Source organism: Gimesia sp. (genome assembly GCF_048262075.1).
Classification (GTDB): domain Bacteria; phylum Planctomycetota; class Planctomycetia; order Planctomycetales; family Planctomycetaceae; genus Gimesia.
Genome location: NZ_JBLXFK010000010.1, coordinates 155,330 through 174,563, shown reverse-complemented (window position 1 = coordinate 174,563; position 19,234 = coordinate 155,330). Strand labels below are relative to the sequence as shown.

General features: G+C 48.7%; 19 protein-coding genes. 10 read left to right on the top strand and 9 right to left on the bottom strand.

Annotation, left to right across the window (positions count from 1 at the left end; all coding sequences use genetic code 11):
* Positions 1-161: 161 nt before the first annotated feature.
* A complete protein-coding gene (locus tag ACN0YH_RS19435; RefSeq protein WP_417381245.1) occupies positions 162-629 on the bottom strand; it encodes a hypothetical protein in 468 nt (155 codons plus the stop codon).
* 859 nt (positions 630-1,488) lie between these two features.
* On the opposite strand from ACN0YH_RS19435, the gene mgtE reads away from it, so the two are divergent.
* Positions 1,489-2,994: a magnesium transporter gene (mgtE, locus tag ACN0YH_RS19430; RefSeq protein ID WP_417381244.1), complete on the top strand. Its 1,506-nt coding sequence runs from the start codon at positions 1,489-1,491 to the stop codon at positions 2,992-2,994.
* 254 nt (positions 2,995-3,248) lie between these two features.
* Here mgtE and ACN0YH_RS19425 read toward each other — a convergent pair whose 3' ends face one another.
* From ACN0YH_RS19425 to ACN0YH_RS19405, 5 genes are all read right to left on the bottom strand, one after another.
* Positions 3,249-3,593, bottom strand: a complete 345-nt coding sequence (locus ACN0YH_RS19425) for a DUF3147 family protein (RefSeq protein WP_417381243.1) — start codon at positions 3,591-3,593, stop codon at positions 3,249-3,251.
* 118 nt (positions 3,594-3,711) lie between these two features.
* Positions 3,712-4,209 (bottom strand): hypothetical protein, encoded by a 498-nt coding sequence (locus ACN0YH_RS19420; RefSeq protein WP_417381242.1) that lies wholly within the window; start codon positions 4,207-4,209, stop codon positions 3,712-3,714.
* Positions 4,210-4,237: 28 nt separating this feature from the next.
* Positions 4,238-7,678 carry an efflux RND transporter permease subunit gene (locus tag ACN0YH_RS19415; RefSeq protein WP_417381241.1) on the bottom strand — a complete coding sequence of 1,147 codons (3,441 nt, stop codon included), beginning with the start codon at positions 7,676-7,678 and terminating at the stop codon, positions 4,238-4,240.
* Positions 7,679-7,687: 9 nt separating this feature from the next.
* Positions 7,688-9,025, bottom strand: a complete 1,338-nt coding sequence (locus ACN0YH_RS19410) for an efflux RND transporter periplasmic adaptor subunit (RefSeq protein WP_417381240.1) — start codon at positions 9,023-9,025, stop codon at positions 7,688-7,690.
* Positions 9,026-9,369: 344 nt separating this feature from the next.
* Positions 9,370-9,846 (bottom strand): hypothetical protein, encoded by a 477-nt coding sequence (locus tag ACN0YH_RS19405; protein ID WP_417381239.1) that lies wholly within the window; start codon positions 9,844-9,846, stop codon positions 9,370-9,372.
* A gap of 307 nt (positions 9,847-10,153) precedes the next feature.
* On the opposite strand from ACN0YH_RS19405, the gene ACN0YH_RS19400 reads away from it, so the two are divergent.
* The gene (locus ACN0YH_RS19400; protein WP_417381238.1) at positions 10,154-10,327 is read left to right on the top strand and encodes a hypothetical protein; all 174 of its coding nucleotides are present in this window, start codon (positions 10,154-10,156) and stop codon (positions 10,325-10,327) included.
* A gap of 679 nt (positions 10,328-11,006) precedes the next feature.
* Here the strand turns inward: ACN0YH_RS19400 and ACN0YH_RS19395 are convergent.
* The 3 genes from ACN0YH_RS19395 to ACN0YH_RS19385 form a co-directional block, all read right to left on the bottom strand.
* Positions 11,007-11,579 carry a hypothetical protein gene (locus ACN0YH_RS19395; protein WP_417381237.1) on the bottom strand — a complete coding sequence of 191 codons (573 nt, stop codon included), beginning with the start codon at positions 11,577-11,579 and terminating at the stop codon, positions 11,007-11,009.
* Positions 11,580-11,593: 14 nt separating this feature from the next.
* Entirely contained in the window at positions 11,594-11,932 is a 339-nt protein-coding gene (locus ACN0YH_RS19390; RefSeq protein ID WP_417381236.1) for a hypothetical protein, read from the bottom strand.
* A 512-nt stretch (positions 11,933-12,444) separates the two neighbouring features.
* Positions 12,445-12,657, bottom strand: a complete 213-nt coding sequence (locus ACN0YH_RS19385; protein ID WP_417381235.1) for a hypothetical protein — start codon at positions 12,655-12,657, stop codon at positions 12,445-12,447.
* A gap of 345 nt (positions 12,658-13,002) precedes the next feature.
* Here ACN0YH_RS19385 and ACN0YH_RS19380 point away from each other — a divergent pair, with 345 nt between their 5' ends.
* From ACN0YH_RS19380 to ACN0YH_RS19345, 8 genes are all read left to right on the top strand, one after another.
* Positions 13,003-13,797, top strand: coding sequence for a hypothetical protein (locus ACN0YH_RS19380; RefSeq protein WP_417381234.1), 795 nt, complete (start codon positions 13,003-13,005; stop codon positions 13,795-13,797).
* 418 nt (positions 13,798-14,215) lie between these two features.
* Positions 14,216-15,031 (top strand): hypothetical protein, encoded by an 816-nt coding sequence (locus tag ACN0YH_RS19375; protein ID WP_417381233.1) that lies wholly within the window; start codon positions 14,216-14,218, stop codon positions 15,029-15,031.
* A complete protein-coding gene (locus tag ACN0YH_RS19370; RefSeq protein ID WP_417381232.1) occupies positions 15,031-15,600 on the top strand; it encodes a hypothetical protein in 570 nt (189 codons plus the stop codon). Before ACN0YH_RS19375 ends, ACN0YH_RS19370 begins: the two co-directional genes overlap by 1 nt.
* 286 nt (positions 15,601-15,886) lie before the next feature.
* Positions 15,887-16,102, top strand: a complete 216-nt coding sequence (locus ACN0YH_RS19365; RefSeq protein ID WP_417381231.1) for a hypothetical protein — start codon at positions 15,887-15,889, stop codon at positions 16,100-16,102.
* Between the two features lie 569 nt (positions 16,103-16,671).
* The gene (locus ACN0YH_RS19360) at positions 16,672-16,899 is read left to right on the top strand and encodes a hypothetical protein (RefSeq protein WP_417381230.1); all 228 of its coding nucleotides are present in this window, start codon (positions 16,672-16,674) and stop codon (positions 16,897-16,899) included.
* A gap of 48 nt (positions 16,900-16,947) precedes the next feature.
* Positions 16,948-17,190: a hypothetical protein gene (locus tag ACN0YH_RS19355; protein WP_417381229.1), complete on the top strand. Its 243-nt coding sequence runs from the start codon at positions 16,948-16,950 to the stop codon at positions 17,188-17,190.
* Positions 17,191-17,242: 52 nt separating this feature from the next.
* A complete protein-coding gene (locus tag ACN0YH_RS19350; protein ID WP_417381228.1) occupies positions 17,243-17,797 on the top strand; it encodes a hypothetical protein in 555 nt (184 codons plus the stop codon).
* 285 nt (positions 17,798-18,082) lie between these two features.
* Positions 18,083-19,198: a hypothetical protein gene (locus ACN0YH_RS19345; protein WP_417381227.1), complete on the top strand. Its 1,116-nt coding sequence runs from the start codon at positions 18,083-18,085 to the stop codon at positions 19,196-19,198.
* Positions 19,199-19,234: the final 36 nt, after the last annotated feature.

Sequence of the window (19,234 nt, the reverse complement as noted above, 5' to 3'; positions counted from 1 at the left end):
GCTCTAAAACAGGTAAAGAGAGAAACTCATCAGAACGCGCATAGGCAGCCAGAAATACTTCCACTTGCTGGTATACTCTCTGAATTTCGCTGCATACCTGATCCAGATATGTGATTTTTTAGATTGCCCCCTGTTCGGAGCAACAGAAGATTTATCTTATTTTATTCCTGAAAACGAACACATTTAAAATTCCAGTGAGTCCCTTTTCCATCAATCATAGTCCCCGACCAGTGTCCAAGACGATTGAAATCCAACCAGAAACTCCCCTTCATGTCCGTTACAACTTTTCCTTTTTTAGTGAATGCACGAAAATCGGTGAGTACCATGCGGGTCTTCAGTTTTTTGGGATAGTTTTTACCTACCGCTTTAGAGTAACTGGGATCATCTGGCGTTTTTTTCTGATATAATACATTGTTTTCAACTCGAAATCGCCCTTGCAACTTCTTGCGCCGTTCCGCTTTGGAAGTCATCTCGAATTTCCAGACTGCCCCTTCGAACTCACCCGCATCATAAAAGTTATTATAAGCGGAAACGGGTGACGAATTGAAAATCTGACACGTGATCAGTAGTAGCAGTGACAGAAAATTGACTCGCTCCACAGATTTGGAATTTTGTTTGGCAGTTTTCATATCATGGCCCTGTTTTGAATTATGGTCCGTAGTAAAAGTAATTAAGTAGATTGAAAGTCAGTATTCGTCGCGTATTTTTTACCCCTTTTTGTTGGTCAGACAGACAGCAGCCCGCTTGAGTAGTTCCCTATAATCCAAGAGCAGCAGTTAAAGAATTTCCAGTATCAGGATAATTCCTGTTCTCGGTAAGCTCATTCATGGTCAACATCCTGCCCGACTGAGGCAAGTTATGTTGAGTCTGAACACATACAGCATCGTAACTATTCCCTCTGCGAACAGGCAAACTTTCAATTATGAATTTTTGAACTCTCCAGTAAATAAAGATCGGGTTCAACAACCGTTTGCAGTACAAGGCAACTTCCCAGGATCATGTGATGCCATGTGCATTAAAGTATTGACCAGCCCTCGTGGGTAGAGCGGATCGACTCACGGATCACAGGGGGGAATCCCTTAAGTTTTGACGTATCGACGACATTCTGTCATTCTGTTTTTTTTGTTCGCTGAACCTGGTTGACAATCTGCAGCAGGAGCATAAGATCATCGCATTAGGTGAGTATCAAAGCAGGGATGCATTTACAAAATCTCTCTGAGATCGAGTAAGCCGACAGGATGTCGGAACTTGCCTGGTTATCTTTCACTGGTCAGTAATCACTGGGCAGTAATATCACGGCAGGCAGAGACCATTGAAGGTTCTCCTCTGCTGTCCTTCTCTGCGATACCTTCCCCCCTCAGTTAAAATGCTTCTGCATCACAGCGCATGGATCGGCGTCAATTCAACGAATTCCATTGCTGAAACTCCATCTGCAGGCTTTGTCGCTTCCGCTTAAATAGTGTAGACTGCCAGCAGAACCCCAGACGAGTGCCGCGTTCCCAACTAGGGGTTGAAGCAAACGCCAGTCAAATAAACCTGTTTTTCAGCCAGAAACAGAACGATGCGCTTCTGAATTCCGCTGAATGGAATGGATACAATCAGATGAATCAGCCGGATGAAACAACAGAACAGGCCAGCGTTGAACAGCCTGATGCCTGGGATCAGCTGGAGCAGATCGTCGCCGCCGGAGATCCTGATGCCGCACATTCATTTCTCAAGGAACTTCCTCCCGGGGAAGACGCGCGCATCATGGCACAGTTGTCGGAGACGGAACAGCATGAGTTCATCGCCCTGCTGGATGACGAGAACGCAGCACGCCTGATGGAGTCACTCCCGGAACTGCAGGCCGGGCAATTACTCTCTACTTTACCTGCGGAACAGGCCGCTCATATCTTTGATGAGATGAACAGCGATGAGCAGGTCGACCTGCTGGATCAGCTGTCGGAAGCCCAGTCCGAAGCCATTCTGGAAGAAATGGATCCCGAAGAAGCCGAGAATGTCCGCTTTCTTTCCAAGTACAATCGACTGAGTGCCGGCGGATTGATGATCACCGAACTGCTTTCCTTCCAGGAGACGGAGACGGTCGACGACGTGGTTGCGGACCTCCGCAAAAATGCCGAAAAGTATGCCGAGTACAACGTACAATATATCTACGTCATCAACGCCGATCTGCAACTCATGGGTGTACTGCGCCTCCGCGATCTGCTGATGGCGCCCCCCGGCCGCAAACTTTCTAAAATGATGATCGCTAATCCACATAGTTTTCCAGACGTAACCCCACTTCAGGACCTGCTGCATTTCTTCGACGCCCACCCACTATTTGGTCTTCCTGTCGTCGACGAGAACAAGGTACTGGTCGGCGTCGTCAGGCGGGAAGACGTCGAAGCGGCCAGCGAAGAACTGGCCGGGAAAACGTTCTTACGATTCGCGGGGATTATGGGCGGTGAAGAACTCCGCAGCCTGCCTCTCAAAACCCGCAGTGCGCGACGCCTGTCGTGGCTCAGTATCAACATCCTGTTGAATATCGTCGCCGCCAGCATCATCGCCATGTATGAAGAGACGCTGGAAAGTGTAATTGCGCTGGCCGTCTTTCTGCCCATCGTCTCCGACATGAGTGGCTGCAGCGGCAACCAGGCCATCGCGGTCAGCACGCGGGAACTGGTGCTCGGCGTCATAAGGCCCAGCGACTGGTTACACGTCTTCCGCAAGGAATTCGCATTGGGACTAGTCAACGGCTTCGCCCTGGGCCTCTTACTGGGAGCTGTCGCCTACATCTGGAAAGGCAATCCCTATCTCGGTCTGGTCATCGGCGGCGCACTCGGCCTCAACACACTGATGGCGGTCTGCCTGGGAGCCTTGATCCCGCTGTTACTGAAAGGCTTCAAACTGGACCCCGCCCTCGCCTCCGGCCCGATCCTGACCACCCTCACCGACATGTGCGGCTTCTTCCTCGTCCTCTCCTTCGCCCAGGCCCTGCTCCCCTGGCTGATTTGAGAAGAAGAACAACACTGCCACCAATCAGAGGAAAGAAAAAGAGCCGCCGAGGAGAGTCGAACTCCTGACCTACGCAATACGAATGGATGAAGAGGCACAAACTGAAAACCAACCAGACACCAACCGCTAACTACACAGGCGTTTGGTGTCTTTTCTTTTTGCCTGACTGGTTGTTAATGAGTGTTTGATTGGCGATTGGATGCGGAAGTTGGTGACGTTTTTGGTGATACTTATTACTCACACAGCTATTTTAATTATTGAATGCCCATTTTCTTTAAACAGAAAACCATTCCCAGGTATAAACCAATCATCACCACAGTCGAAATCCCGAAGCCCGTATTGAAGCCGACTCCTTTTTTCAACAAATAGGGCAATAACAAAAAGAAAGAGAGTGATGGCAAGACCAGCCAGAAAATATTTCGGGACAACTCAGAGACCTTGTCGATACTCCCAGTATCGATGTAGAGCCAGATCATGCCCAAGAAGGATATAAGCGGTAGGGAAGCGAGGACACTGCCCAAGAGAGTGCTGCGTTTTGAGATTTCAGATACCGCCACAACCAGAACCGCTGTCAAAGCTACTTTAATGAAATAATACATGGTCTCGCTCCAGTTGACACGTTTTGACTCTTACTCGACTAAAGTCTCCTCTGGCCATCGCCTGATTTGATTTCAAAAACGATGACCAGCATGGAGACCAGGGACTCAACAGAGTGAATTATTCCTGGAACTCACCCTGAGATGGTTTACCGTCGATTTCACCCAGTACGGTTCCGGCAAAATCAGCGACATTGCCTATTCCGGGGTCAGTCCCGACGAATTTGGCAGCTTTTCCATCCGCCGCATCCTGAGGAAGCATCTTGACGGTCATCGGGGGCACGACTTTGCCTTCTGCCGTTTTCGTTTCTTTGATCGACAGTGTCAGCTCTTTCGCAGCCACTGGGCCAGCTGATTTCTCATCTGCTCCCAGGAACAGAATCGTACACTCATGCTTGGGGTGATCGACCGTGAATTCGGCATGGTACTTACCCATATCAAAGACGACCCCGCCATTCGGACCTGTCCCATGCGAATGAGCATCGGCATGACTCTCTTCTGTCTGTGCTGCTGGCGGTGGAGTTGTCTCCTTCGAAGCAGAGTCTGTGCTGCCTTTATCTGCACAGCCTGTCACAAACAGAGCAGCGAACAGTAAGCCAGAGATTTTCAAGTTCATCATTTTGTTTTCCTTTTTTTAGAGAAATCAATCAAGAGTGTTGTTGTGTGACAGCCCGCAGCAGTTCCTCGTCAGAACTTTCACTGCGAACCAGTCGTTCGGCATCCTTGCCTGAGAATTTCCAGAACAGTCCAGGGTGAATAAAAAACTCACAGAATGTAGAGGTCACCAGGCCTCCCAGTATGACTGTTGCAACGGGATAGAGAATTTCCAATCCCGGTTTATTTCCGCCGACTACCAGGGGGATGAGTGCAATCCCGGCAGTCAATGCGGTCATCAGTACTGGAGCCAGCCGTTCCAGGCTGCCCCGCAGTACCATCTGAGTAGTGAATGCTTCTCCCTCTGCTTCCATTAAATGGAAATAATGCGTCACGAGTAAAATACCATTACGGACGGCAATTCCCCCCAGCGACACAAAGCCGACCATGCTGGCGACGGTCAGGGTCTGATTGGTTAGGACCAGCGCAAAGACACCGCCGATAAACGCCGTCGGAATGGCGTTCAGAATCTGGAATGTGATCCGGGCTGAGGGATAGAGCATCATCAGTACAATAAAGATGCCGGCAACAGAGACGGCAGCCAGAATGGTAATCAGGAATGTGGCAGAACGCTGCGCTTCAAACTGCCCTCCGAACTCCACAAAATAACCGGTAGGCAGGTCTACCTGTTTACGCACCTGATTTTCAATTTCTACTACGGTACTGGCCAGGTCGCGCCCCGACACATTACAGCGTATCGTCTGTCGCCTTCTGACGTTTTCCCGGTTGACCAGATTGGGGCCACTGGCTGATTCGGGGAAGTCAGCAACCTCTCGTAAGCGAATCTGGCCTCTGTTATCAGGGAGTTCGAGTCGCAGTGCGCCTAGATTATACGGATCGGAACGATAGGGTTCGTCGAGTTTGATGACCAGGTCGAATCGCCTCTGTCCTTCCAAGACCTGCGAGACAGCTTCTCCCTTCAAGGCTGTCTCAACAAAATTCGCGACATATTCTCGACTCAGCCCAAAGAAAGCGAGTTCTTCCGGTTTCAGGACTACATGCAGTTCATCGACTCGTTGCTGCGGATCGATAATAGGAGGCGTCACGCCGGGAATGTCAGAAATCGCATCCCGGACATCGCCTGCCAGTTCGCGCAGCTTGTCCAGATCGTCTCCATACAATTTGATTCCGACCTGGGCTTTGACTCCGGACAGCATATGACTGATAAGATGAGATAGCGGCTGTTCCGCTTCAATCCCCACTCCGGGAACATTCGTTTTCAGATCAGAAAGCAGCGTCTCAAGAAATTTGTCCCGCTCGTAGTCTGCCTGCGGATTCATTGTCAGGATATATTCTCCGACGTTGACCGGTTGAGCATGCTCATCCCGTTCTGCACGACCAGTGCGGCGGAAAAAGTGCAACACCGGACCGTTCGGATTGTTCTTTGACTTCTGCATTTTTACCAGTTGGGCATCGATTAGTGAAGACGCTTGATTTGAAGCTTTCAACGAAGATCCCCCCGGCAGGGTAACGTTGATCTGTACGCTGCCTTCATCGAATTTCGGAAGAAAGTCTGCTCCCAGTTTGGAGAGTTCCCAGGCACTGACACCAACCAGAGCCCAGGTCAGAACCAGTAAGACTCCTGCCCGCCGCATGCTGAACCGGATCAGAAACCCCGCGCCCCATTTCAGTATTCGCAACAGACGACCATCTTGATGATCGTGAGTTGCCTTAGCCTGGGGCAGCAGGTAGTAAGACAGTACCGGTGTCACACTCAGCGAGACCAGCAGAGATGCCAGGATCGAAACGATATAGGCTATCCCCAGGGGGACAAACAGACGCCCTTCCACTCCCGATAAGGCAAACAGGGGCATGAAAGCGAGCACTACTACTGCGGTTCCAAAGATGATGGCAGAGCGGATTTCCCGGCTGGCTTCAAAAACGACTACAATGGCAGGTTTTGGATCAGGACTTAAGTTGTTTTCTCCCAGGCGGCGAAAAATATTTTCCACGTCGACAATTGCATCGTCGACGAGTTCACCAATAGCCACCGCAATTCCTCCCAGAGTCATCACATTAATCGAGAGTTCGACTCCTGTGATCAGACCTACGATCCGGAAAACGAGAGTTGTGATGACCAGCGATAAAGGGATCGCCGTCAGTGTGATGAATGTCGTACGCAGGTTCAACAGAAACAGGAACAGCACGATCACCACGAGCACAGCACCAATCACCAGAGCTTCTTCAACATAGTAAATTCCCCGGTCAATGAAGCTCTTGAGTTTGAACAGCTTCGTATTGATGACGATGTCAGCGGGCAGCGACACTTCCGCATCTTGTAACGCAGCCATCACGTCGTCAGTCAGTTTTCTGGTGTCTGCGTGGGGCTGTTTGACAATCGTAATTACGACTCCCGCCTGTCCATCAATGCTGGCATCCCCTCGTTTCGGCGCAGGGCCTTCCATGATTTCTGCTACATTTTCCAGCAGGATAGAACGGTCACCGTTCATTTTAACGGGAACTCTACGGAGTTCTTCCAGCACGTCATTGGTGAGCGCTCCCAGGCGTCCAATGACCCGCACAGAGCGTTCGGTCTGACCGCTGAGTATAAATCCGCCGCTGGCATTCAGATTATTCGACTGGACTGCTGCTTCGACATCCTGCAACGTCACATTATATTCCTGTAACTTGATCGGGTCGACCAGAACCTGATACTGTTTTTCATCACCTCCCATGACAATGACTTCTGCAATGCCGCTCAATTTGAGTAATCGCGGTCTGATGAGCCAGTCTGCCTTGGTACGCAGGTCCATCCGTTCTTCCAGGGGAGTGGGAAAGACGACGTCATAGGATCGTTTATCCCAGACAAAGGAAACCTGCCGTCCGATATCTGCCGGTTCCCAATTTGGATTCTGGACCTGAACTTTGTGCCACAGGCTGGGATCATTGCGTTCCACCGGATTCCACACCGTCAGCACAGGCTTTCCCTCTTTTCCGGTACGTTCCGCCAGTAAGCCAGTCTGTCCAACCGGGGTCAGCGTTCCGCCTTGCGGTCCTTTACGACGGTGGATGCCCACATGCAGAATCTGTCCCATAATTGAGGCCTGGGGAGTCATGATGGGGCGGATGCCCGGTGGCATGGGAACATTCGCCAGGCGTTCTGAGACAATCTGCCGGGCATAGCGTGGTTCAGTCTGCCAGCTGAACTCGATATAAATGACGTTCATCCCCTGGCTGGACTGGCTACGAACATCTTCGACTCCGTTCGCTCCCAGGATGGCTGTTTCGATGGGATAAGTGATCAGGGTTTCGACCTCTTCAGACGACATGCCGGGGCACTCCGTCAGTATAACGACACGCGGGCGGTCCAGATCGGGAAACACGTCGATCGGCAATGTGGTAGTCAGGTAACCGCCGTATGCCAGAATGACAACACAGGCAGCCAGCACCAGTGTGCGATGAGTCAACGAAAGTCGAATAATGGAATTGAGCATGGCGTTCTTCTATTGCCCTTCATCTTCGTTTTTATGGAGGCTGCCGTCCGCGTGGATGTGGTAGCCTTCCGGCAGGTCATCCCCGGAGGACGATTTCAGCATGCGGTTCAACTGTTCGGCAGACCCCCGGACGACAAACGAACCGGGAATGAGCGCTCCATCATTGGCAATGACGGTATGACGACGATCCCGTTCCAGGACCCGCACCGGTTTACGATTGAAGGTATTCACATTCTGAGTGAAGACATAGGCTTCTGCGCCTTCACGGGCAACGGCATCTGTCGGAAGGACGAATACATTTTCGAGTTTTTCAACTCGAATCAACAGTCGAACCTTCTGTCCGGGACGAAAACGCCAGAGAACCTGAGTCTGTCCATCCTGATTCACAACGCGGGACTGATTTTCCAATGGCATGCGGAATGAGAAAGTACGGTTAACCGGATCGATCACATTCGAAAGGTATTGAATCAGAAAACGCTGATTGACGACGGGCCAGTCAGAGGAAGCGTGTTCCTGGAAATCGACTTCAACTGGCCAACCTTCTTTGACGCTGCGTTCCAGAAGTTGTGTTTCATCTCGAAAAGCACGCCCTTCAATTGCGAGCAGGCGATGATTTGCCAGCAGACACAGCATCTGGCCCGTTTTGACCTGCTGTCCCAGATCAACCTTGCACTCCTGGACCTCGAAGGTCGGAGACTCTTCCCGTTTGACGGTATCCCCTGTTGTCTGCATCACGACAGAGGCTCCCGGAGGGTTGGTTTTATTAGTTTGATCGGGAACAAGAATATTTAGCTCTTTGACGAATTTTCCAGTCGCGATTTCGCTCAGCTGCTGGGTTGTAAACCCCCGACTAAGCAATTCCTGTCGATAGCCTTTGATGGCTGCTGTCAGTCGCTTTATATCATTGGCGACTTCAATAATCAGCGAACCGGGAACGGCCCCTGCTGAAGCTTCCAGTCGCTTCTTTTTGGCTTCCGCCAACGTGATGTTTTGAGTGTCTTTAAACAGATTCGTCTGAGTCTGCTGTAACGTTTCGCTGAGAATACGGATGGTGTAGAGAACCTCTCCCGGACGGACTGTATCACCCGGGAAATAATACATTTTCTCCAGAACACCATCGACGGGTGAAATCACTCCTCGATCACTACGTCCGGGCCGATCTACGACCATTCCAGGAACCTGTAGTGTTTTCCAATAAGTCTCGGGCAGAACAGATTTGACCTGCAGCCCCAGGTTGGAAATCGCCTGATCGGAGAGGACGATCTTTTCCTGATTGGGAGCTTTTTTCTTATCGGTCTGTTTCGGATCCGCTGCCTGACTCCGCAAAATATCCGACTGTTTTTGCATTAGCAGCGGCCTCCAGTGATCGCGCAATAGAAATCCTGCTACGCTCAACACAACGAGAGCAATCCCCAGAGTGGGCTTTATCGACTGACCAGATATCTTCATGACTGTCCTTAATGCGTTCGCGGCTCGGTACGGTTATTTTCCGTTTTCTCCGTGTCGCGAGATCAGCTGGCATCAGAAAATGAGATATTTTCCGACTACGGAGTGGACAATGGATTGTGAGAACTTTTCGCTGCTTTACGGGAAAAATGCCCCAGATGGCAGTGAAAAAGACTTTGACGCCAGAAGCTGAGGCAGAACAACCAGTCTCTGCAATAAGACTGTTGCCGCCTGTTAAGTCATGCTTAGATCAGAATTGCATGATGGCAGAGAAAGAGTGGCGAATCGGGATCGGGAGGCGCGCAGTCCTGCACAAGCCAATCCGGTCCGGAAGCTGGAAGCGTTTCTGAAAATAGATCGGTCCCGGTTTCGTTCCAATGGAACTGGACGATCATATCGATCCTGATGTTGGATCGTGTTCCAGTCGTGAGATCCGAACTGTTCAGATAAACGGCAGAGGAATCGTGATGAAACGGGGATTCCATTTGATCAGAAGTTTGCCTGTTATGATCCTGGTGAGAGTGATTCTCATGTGCGTGGCAGTGAGTTCCATGTGAATGAACATGCCCATGCTGTTCCTCAGCGGAGGACGTATTGACATGAATATGAGCGCGTAGGCCATGTCCGACAGGTTCGTTACCTACATGCGAATGCCCGAATGTAACTGACTGCGTCAGCAACACAAACGGCATCAGGATCAGGGACACGATTCTTCGATACATAGTCATGGATTCCGAAAAAGACGAGACTTCACTCTCGATTTTAGCATTCAGATCAGTAAAGTCCAGATCCAGCAACAATAAAGTAATTCTACTTAAGTTCTTGTTATCAACTGACTCATACTAATGAATAGTACCATTTAGCGTAGCAAAATAATTTACAATATTTATTATGAATATTTGCAGCACAGTGACGATATTGAGGTTCTCTATAGGAGAAGTTCGCTTATTTCACCTTTTGAAAGGAGTCTGCTGCAGGGAATACGGTGGCGAGATCGAGCAGGGCAAGGTGTATACTATCGAACGATTCATGCAAGTGACTGGAATCAAACGATTCGCCCTCGACACTGCCCGTCGTAATGGCCTTACCGTTCGCAAAGTCGGTCGACGTTGTTTTAATTATGGTCAGGATTTCATTGATCATCTGCTCTCACCAAAAACCATTCAGAGTGAATCTCCGGTTGCTGGTGTTTCTTTCCCATGACTGGTCGGTGCCAGCCGCGTGATACCCGCTGTAGGTGGTATCGATAGATTTAATATCCGCTTTTCTGTTTTCGGGCAGTTCTGATTTAAAAGAACGGCTACGGGCATCTAATGAGGAAACCAAAAAGAGCCGCCGAGGAGAGTCGAACTCCTGACCTACGCATTACGAATGGATGAAGAGGAGTAGAATAATCTACTATTGTAGGCCCAAACGCTACGTATGCAGTGTTTGGGCCTTTTTTGTTTCTGTCGCCTCTGTTGTTGGTGAATTCTATTCGGGGCGTTGGCTGCGGTTTTTGGTGACGTTTTCGGTGACGCTTGATACAAGGCTCATTAACAGCTGCTGGTTTCTCTGATACCGAGTGCTAAACCAATCTCCCCCACCGCATACCGGCTGCATCACTAGCGATCTAACTCGAATGGGACTCAGGAATGATTATTGTTCGTCGGTCATTTTTTATGGCGTAACCTCTGCACATATGGTGAAACAGTTGAACCATCACAGTGAAGAGAGCCCAGAGTCACTACGGGCTTAAAGAATCGTGGATTGATAAATCTAACGTGAACACCTTCAGCGTGTCGCTCGCTGCTGCCACCTGGCAGGCATCGGAATAGGTTGGCCCAAACCATATCAAATGCTCAATCATTGGCAATGATAAACTTTGAGGATTTCTAAAAAATTATTCTGCGGTTTCGGGAGAGGGATCGTTGATGCCTTGGTGACTTGTGTCGTTTGGCTTTATTCTTAAAAATCCCAAGGCGAGTATCACTGATAGTGCGAGTGATTGAATCATTAAGAATATAGACATCCTGGCCCCAAAGGTTTCACTGCATTCAAGATTGTATGGTTCTGAGCTAATCTCAGGGGTTATGTATGCATAATTTGCAATGACAACTATCTGCCAAAGATACAGCACCAGTCCAGCGAGCATAAAAATTATGAACCCTAGTACTGCTCGTCCTTGCCAAACGAAGATTTTATCATTTAGTCCATCTAACCAATTTCGATGCTGAAACCAGTAACCAACCATTACGCCTACTGGAGTAAATTGTGTAACCATTCCACCGATGGCAACGAGATATTCATCGGTACCTGGCATGCCAATTCCAGATCGGAAAAAGCCACCAAAAACCAATACTGCGAAGACGATAACGGCGTATACCATTAGAAGAATAACTATTGTTGCCCTGAAAACGTGAGCTTTGCCCTCGCGTTCTAGAAAATTCATCACGCGCATTTTCAAATTATGCATAGTATTTCCTATCACTACGGTCCGAAGTTTTTCATGGCAGTTTTCAATTGAAGGAGTATTTTATTTGCTTCCCCTTCAGGTGGGGCGACAGGTTTTTGCCCATTTGATGATTGAATAAGCCTGACTGATTCAATCTCAATCACTATATTTTCAGTAACAGATTTGATAGACGCAGTTAGTATTTCCTTGTCATCGAAAGTAACCAATCCGCTATCTGTATTGATCCTGTTACGGCGTGCTTTGGTGATCAATTTAATCGTATCATTCTTTACTTCAGTGAATTGATGATCGACTGGATGATTGATTGAAGACAGTGCGTCCCCGATGATGCTGGCGAGTTTAACAGCGTTCATTCCCATTGCTTTCGGGTTGACTTCGCTAAATCGAAACACACTCGAGGATCTGTCAGAAGGAATTTCTCTGTAACCCATTTCCTTCATGCAATGTACATTGCCGTTCTCGTCAATGATTTCTCTGGAACCTTCCGGACAGTAGCGGCTTGTTCTTATAGTCGGAGTAGGACATGGTTGCCCGCACATATAGCCATTAACATCGACTGGGTTTGAGTAATAGTCGTAATAATAATCTCCGCACGTCGCGCATGTAGAGAATTGACAGGGGGAAGTTTGACAGCCTGAGAACAGAAAATACAGGCATAATATGAGTGCAGAATTACGGGCTTGCATGAGTTGAGACCGTATCAGGGGAGTGAACGAGAGTTGAGAGAGAAATGAGAGGCCAGAAGAATACCGGTACCTGAATGATCACTCAATACCAGTTTTCATTACTCATGCATTAATTTATATGTATTTTCTGGCCGAACATACTTAACTCCAATTGAAGCTGGGCGTTATTAAAATTGGGGTTAAGCAGTGTTTTTCAACTTGAATTCAGTGGTTCCATATTCATCGGTAACTTGTTCAGCGATACCGCGCCGGACGCATTCCCCTCTCAGCTCCTTTAACTCCTCAGCCTGTTTTTCCAGATCCATCCATCTATTAATCAAGAAGAAAACGAACCTTATGAATGCGATCAGAATAATGACAAAAAGAACAGATCCACTGTTGAAACTGCCCATTCCAAGACTCTCCTATTTTGAATCAAATTTTTATGAACCGGGGGGCAGGGCGTAGTATCTACATCAGGGCGAATGAGTATAGAGCAAATTTCGGGCACTAAATCCACATTTTTCATCTGAATGTTTCCCAAGAAATAATCGGAGTAGGGAACTTGATACAGTTTGCAGTTGACATATGTTACTAGTGCTGTAGCATATAGTCTTCCCTCTTTAGTAACAACTGGATCAATGAGCTGGTCCTCGGGACGTGTGCCACCCGGGCCTTTTTAATTACGCTCGTATGATTCAGATCTGGCTAAGAGCAGTTTTCTGTTCAAAAACAAGTTACCAATACAAGAGTCTTCAGTGATTGAAAAAGTTGGACATGTTCGAAACCCACTAACGATCATCGCGATCTCCGCTGGGCTGGCTGAAGTGGGCGGTACTGTCGTACTGCCTCTGCTTGAGCCGGTAACGCAGTCCATCTATGTCTGGTTCTTGATGCTTTTCCCAATGGGACTGGTAGGTATCTTTTTTTTCGTTCTTTACAAAAAACACCATGTGCTATACGCCCCATCTGACTTCAAGGAAGACAACACATTTCTTGATCTTCTCGAATCTCAATCAGTAAGCCAACGCCTGGAGTCACTTAAATGGGAAGTGGAAGAATCAGCGGAGGAAGAGCAGAGTGAAAGCACCGGCGATGGCTCCACGATTTCTGCGCTTGACGTAATGCAGCGGGATTACCGAGCCAAATATCTGCTCGCCGAAGAGTTGGCAATTGTTAAACTCTCCAAAGATCGAAACCTGAACATCCGCCGAAATGTAGCTGAACGCGGTAAATCCCACGGCGGTTTTGACGGCGCAGCGGAGTCAACAAACTACGACTATATCATTGAAGTGTCATACACCCGCCGCAACTGGATGACATCATTCTGGAAACACCGGATAAATCAAGTCAGCCAGTTTTTTGACAACCTTTCGCACGAACGCAAGAATAGATTTCGGGCCATATTTGCTATTGTGTACGATCGTGAAGACAAAGAGCGATTAATTAGGGCCGTGGAACGTGTGCAGAGATTGGTGGCAGACCTGCCTTACAACGTCGAGGTTGTGACCTTCTGTTACGAAGACCTCACGGATGAATTTGAATTGCGATGATGAACAATTGCTGGCAACCAAGCAGTGACGCGAAGCCACTCATACTTGAGGAATGTCTGATTATAGAATTCACTCCCGTTGAAACCTCAGTAACTCCCCCCCACTGGGCTGCCTTGATTCTTCGGGCAGCAATCTCGCAATACTCCTCGGACGCTTCAAAACCGATAATACCCCAGCCTTCTAGCACCGATGAAACCAGCGTCGTTCCTGATCCACAGAACGGGCGAATGCCAGACCACCAGCAGGAACACACTGCACCAGGCGTTTCATCAATGGCGTGGCATTGCCGGTCATGACGAATGGCTTTTAATCATCAAATCATGATGGTTTTGGGAATGTCGTTGACTGCCAGTGCACATTTGGTAGCATGGTTGTAACAGGCATATCCGAAACGATTTGGATTAGACAGGTGAACGTTATGAATAATAATGCTGGACTCCCCAGTAGTGATGAATTGGCTGAGCTTCCCAACAGATCGATAGCAGTATACGCAATTCGCTGTGCATTAAGGGTCCAGCCATTATTGGCTAGTTCAGAGATAAATAGCATTGATTACAAGGATGCCGTTTTAATTCTGAATTCGAACCTTCAAATTCTTACCAACACTGCCAAAGACTTGGTCTCAGCAGCAGCTGCCATTTCTACAGCCGCCAAAACAATTGAAAAGTACGCCCAGAAACATGCAGCCAGAAACTCTGTTCGGGAGGTTATTGCTGGGGTCGCCAAAGCCGCCGACTATGCTGCTGAGGCATACGCCACTTACTCGAATACCTCTACCTCTGCCGCTAAAGCTGCATTTGCAGCTGATGCCGTTGATGTCGAAGCTTATGATTTATATTCCGCCCCCTTTGGCGATGCTGCTTTCTCAGAAAATGTCTTTGGTGTCTACGCCAGAGCGGATTATGTACGTCTTAAAGAGCTCGAAATTGCAATCACTGATGCCTCTGAAACTGGCCCACTGGGGGACCTCTGGCATGGCTCACCACCTGATTGGTATATCGAAGCAAAGGAACGTTACGACAAAGCCATTGCGGAATGGGAACGCGAGTTGGCTGAGTATGATAAAAATGATGAAGAACGTCTTCTCTCTGTTTATGTCGATCCTGGGACATCTTCTCCTGAGCTGATTACCGAATTATATATCGCTCTGAATGCTCTGTATCGAGCGAATGGAGGTTCAGGGTTGGAGATAGCCAAGGAGGAGCGACGTTCAATGGCAGGGGAGATTGTTTAATGAGCATGTCTCCATACGAAGATGAAGCCATTGAAAACGAACAGGAACAGTTAATCGTTCAACGCACAGATTTTGCCCCCATCGATAAAAAAGACTCCCCCTCGGCATGGAGAAACTTTTGTAATGGATTCAGAAATTTTCTAGGCTTTAAATCAGCCGATCTCGTAGAGCGGTTCGCAGAGGCCCGCGTCAGAAAGGAAGAATACACAAATGATGCAACGATGCTTCAGGCCAAAGCTGATTATGAATTGAAGATGGCGGAAGCACAAAAACTTAGATCAGAAGCAAAGAAAATCGATGCTGAAGCCGAAACCATTGCCAATAAAAATCTGGATTCTCAGGTTGCTACTTTGTTGAAGGAACATACACGTGAAGAAGCAGAAGAAAAATTGCTAGATATCATCAGACGGATCGAACTTGAAAACGGGGGCTGCGTAGAAATCGACCTTGATGATTCGCAAAAAACTGATGTCATAGTCGAGGTACCACCCCTCACAATTAATGTTGAAGTCAAAATACCAGAAGCAGTTAAAACATCATCCCCAGAGCAGGGTACCCCCGATGCATAAACTTTTGGGCAGATAACATATTGCTAATCACATCAGCCAGCAATTATTTTTACCGGTTATACAGCCCCCACAACTCAAAATTATTTTGAAAAATATTACAACACGAATGTGATACTATGGTGCGATATGCACAACTATGTCCAGCACATCACGAGACGTGAGCTGCCAAATCTGGCCACCCCTGTCAATATTGATATTGACAAAATACAAAAATACAGTAAAATGCGTGTCAGTTGGTTTTCGGCTATTAGCTGCTGGTTATTCACTAATAGGAAGGATTCTGCGAATGAAAAAAGGTGGTGATATCGAGGGGCAAGGTCAGATCGAAGGCGGCACGGTATATACCCTGGATCGGTTCATGTCAGTGACTGGCCTGAAAAGGGTTGCCTTGGATTCTGCCCGGCGAAACGGCTTGACCGTTCGCAAAATTGGAAGACGCTGTTTTATCTACGGTCAAGATTTCATTGACCATCTGCTCGCACCAAAAACCGTTTCGAGTTAATCTCCGGTTACTGGTGTTTCTCTCCCACGTCTGGCCGGTGCCAGCCGCGTGATACCCGCTGTAGGTGGTATCAACAGATTTTATAATCCGCGTTTCTAACTGCTGTGCTCTCGAACTGCGCAAGCGGTCCGGTTGAGCTGAACCAATATGGCGTCATGAATCAGGGAGAACCTTCATGGCAACAGTTGCACCACCACGTCGAGGGGGAGGGAGGCCCATTGGGGCTAAAACTCAACTCTCTCCTGTGCGCGTGGATGTTACTAAATCGAGATGTCCCGCTTGCCGCTCTACTGACCGAACTGCTTATGAAGATGTGAAGACATCATACATCACTGGGACAGCCCCAGACGGGGAACCGTTCAATAGGTTCAGCAAAAAGCGAACACGTTGCCGAAACTGCAGGATGGCTCGGACAGATGTAATTTATGAGTATTCGATCTGATCAACCGGAAACTCGGAATACGAGTTTGTGATCTTACATAATTTTCAACCTGTGATATGTTGAGATACGTCAAAGACAGCAACGCGCTGTGTCACTATTAAGCATCACTTGAAAGGGAGTTCTCAAAATGACTCAGACCACATCGATTCAGCAAGGCGGCGTTTATCCGATCAGTCAGTTTAAGGAACTGTCAGGACTGAAGCACTACGCGTTTCGTAATGCCGTCAAGAAGGGGCTGAAGACCATCAGCATCGGACGGCGAAAATATGTTCGAGGTTCTGATTTCTTGACGTTCCTGGATAAGCAGTCCCGCGAGCAGGATGCCAACGAACAAGAGACAGTCACAGCCCTGTAACCACAGGGCCAGTGGCCTTTATCACGGAAGATTCTTTTAAGCGAGGGAATGATGTCGGCGGAAAAGAGCGAAACAACAAGAAACTTTGAACGACATTGGCAGCAACTGTCTGCAGAACGGAAGGCCAAAGAAGTTGAACTGGCAAAGCAAAAAATCCGCGAGGAAGGAATCGTGTTCAATGTCGACCAGGTGTATGAACAACGCGAGCGCGACCGATTGTATAAGTTGAAACTCGCCACACTGAAGGAGAAACGCAAGCTGCGGTTTCAAGACCTGATTCGTTTTCGGTAGCTAACCTGCAGCGGCGTTTTAAATTTCAATAACCATTTTAGGAGAGCCATAAATGAATCATAGCCTTAGAATTTCCAGTCCCCCTGAACGCGACTGGTATTCGGACGACACAAAAAAAGCGTTGGTGCCACTGGTGAAGGAGATTACCAAACACAACGACAATGTCAAAACACACGAAGAGCTGCGCAGTAAAGCAGAGTCTGAGGACATCGAAAATCTAACCTCAAAAGACCTGTTCGACGGTCAGGTGAGCGCAGCTTATCGATTCGACTTGTATAAGAAAGCAATCGAACTGTGTGACAAGGTGAAAGAATTCAACGATTTGCATGTTGCCGATCATCGCGCCCGACATCAGGAGATTGTTGAAGAGCGGACTGGATGGAGTGCTCGTATTCGTGAAGAACTGACAAAACTCGGCTATGTCGAAGAGGCGTTGCACCGGGAACACGTCCACCAAGTCAACAATTTCTACCGTATGCATCCTGAGGTAGTAAAGCTGAACCACCTGGAAGGGCAATTTCGGCACCCCGACTACCTGAAAGGGGGTGACCGGTCTGAACTGGTTGCCGGAATGGCAAACCTTCGAAAACGCTGCCTTCTGGCATAGGAACCACATTTCCGGGGATTGGCTGCGGAACATGCCATTCCAGCTTGGTAGCCGATCCCCGTTATTGAAACATTCACAGTCAAACTGTGAGGCTGGCTGGCGACTGGGAATTTAGGCTCTCTCCCCCCAGTCGCCAGCACTGGCAGTCAATCAGTCATTGGCTTTTTTAATGTTCTGCCGACCACTGAGGTTTTAATGATTGTCAACCCAGTGGTCGGCGTCGGGGCCGGTTGGGATGGCCTCGAAACGATTTACTGAAACCTTCCATTCATCAAGGATGATCAATTGATCTCAAATCCCACTACCGACACTGAAACCGTTTCCCACACCCGCAAGCTGGATGCAATCCGCATCTATGCGAAATTCCAATCGATTTGCCCCGCATTGTCTACTGAAGAGGCTGACCAGCTGCGGGACAACATTCTCTCGGACGGTGAATTCCGGGAACCCCTGATCGTCTGGAAGTCAGAAGGCATCCTGGTCGACGGTCATAACCGGTTTAATGTGTGGCGTACTCTCACGGACGAACAACGGCAACGGATTGCCCCGCCACGCATCAAGCAGCTGGAATTTGCAGACCGGGACGCTGTCCATGACTGGATCATAAACAACCAGATCGGACGGCGGAATGTAGCCCCCTCACAGCGGGCATACCTGGTCGGGAAGCTGTATAACTCCCAGAAGAAAAACGACAGAGATTTCTTAATGCGGGGTACAGAACGCCAAGAATCCCCGGAGGGACAAAATGTCCCCCCGGGAAATACGGCTGAAAGAATCGGCAACGAAGTTGGCATGAGTGGAAAGCAGGTCAAACGCGATGCCAAGTATGCCGAAGCCGTTGATAAACTGGCAACCAACCTTGGATCGGAAGTCAGGGACGAACTGCTAAACGCAAAGAAAGTCAGCAAAGATCGGGCTGTTGAGATTGCAGCATTGCCAGCTGATCAACAGAAAGCCGAATATGAGCGTGCGATGGGGAGAGGAGAGCCGTCTCCGGGCATTACCTTTGATCCTGCCGAGTGGGGCGGAATGGAACCCGTTGCCGATCCTGTTGTGCCTGACGACACTGTGACTGACTATCACGTGAAGGAAATGCAGGCTCCGTATCGGGAAGTACAGAAGCACGCAACCGCGATGAAGAAAGCCTTCGGTAATCTGTCGAGTGGTCCGGGTGGTGCCTGGTGCAATCCTAACGCAATGCAGGACATCATGACCTGTTACACCAATCTGATGAATACCATCAACTACCGCAAGCCGGTTGCCGTCTGTGGATACTGCAACGGCAAGAAGTGCGACAGATGCTACCAGACGGGCGCGTTGAATAAAGATCAGTCTCAGGCATTAGCCGAAGGTCGAAGCGCTACAGAGCAGCCCACAGCGGGCGTGCAACAGGCTGTCTGAGTGGCCCCTCTGGACCCCGTAGGTACTACTTTTGAT

Bases quoted from the DNA above. Each gene is read 5' to 3' on its own strand.
- ACN0YH_RS19435 (WP_417381245.1), bottom strand. From the start codon at position 629: ATGAAAACTGCCAAACAAAATTCCAAATCTGTGGAGCGAGTCAATTTT.
- ACN0YH_RS19425 (WP_417381243.1), bottom strand. From the start codon at position 3,593: ATGTATTATTTCATTAAAGTAGCTTTGACAGCGGTTCTGGTTGTGGCG.
- ACN0YH_RS19420 (WP_417381242.1), bottom strand. From the start codon at position 4,209: ATGATGAACTTGAAAATCTCTGGCTTACTGTTCGCTGCTCTGTTTGTG.
- ACN0YH_RS19415 (WP_417381241.1), bottom strand. From the start codon at position 7,678: ATGCTCAATTCCATTATTCGACTTTCGTTGACTCATCGCACACTGGTG.
- ACN0YH_RS19410 (WP_417381240.1), bottom strand. From the start codon at position 9,025: ATGCAAAAACAGTCGGATATTTTGCGGAGTCAGGCAGCGGATCCGAAA.
- ACN0YH_RS19405 (WP_417381239.1), bottom strand. From the start codon at position 9,846: ATGTATCGAAGAATCGTGTCCCTGATCCTGATGCCGTTTGTGTTGCTG.
- ACN0YH_RS19400 (WP_417381238.1), top strand. From the start codon at position 10,154: ATGCAAGTGACTGGAATCAAACGATTCGCCCTCGACACTGCCCGTCGT.
- ACN0YH_RS19395 (WP_417381237.1), bottom strand. From the start codon at position 11,579: ATGCATAATTTGAAAATGCGCGTGATGAATTTTCTAGAACGCGAGGGC.
- ACN0YH_RS19390 (WP_417381236.1), bottom strand. From the start codon at position 11,932: ATGAACGCTGTTAAACTCGCCAGCATCATCGGGGACGCACTGTCTTCA.
- ACN0YH_RS19385 (WP_417381235.1), bottom strand. From the start codon at position 12,657: ATGGGCAGTTTCAACAGTGGATCTGTTCTTTTTGTCATTATTCTGATC.
- ACN0YH_RS19375 (WP_417381233.1), top strand. From the start codon at position 14,216: ATGAATAATAATGCTGGACTCCCCAGTAGTGATGAATTGGCTGAGCTT.
- ACN0YH_RS19370 (WP_417381232.1), top strand. From the start codon at position 15,031: ATGAGCATGTCTCCATACGAAGATGAAGCCATTGAAAACGAACAGGAA.
- ACN0YH_RS19365 (WP_417381231.1), top strand. From the start codon at position 15,887: ATGAAAAAAGGTGGTGATATCGAGGGGCAAGGTCAGATCGAAGGCGGC.
- ACN0YH_RS19360 (WP_417381230.1), top strand. From the start codon at position 16,672: ATGACTCAGACCACATCGATTCAGCAAGGCGGCGTTTATCCGATCAGT.
- ACN0YH_RS19355 (WP_417381229.1), top strand. From the start codon at position 16,948: ATGATGTCGGCGGAAAAGAGCGAAACAACAAGAAACTTTGAACGACAT.
- ACN0YH_RS19350 (WP_417381228.1), top strand. From the start codon at position 17,243: ATGAATCATAGCCTTAGAATTTCCAGTCCCCCTGAACGCGACTGGTAT.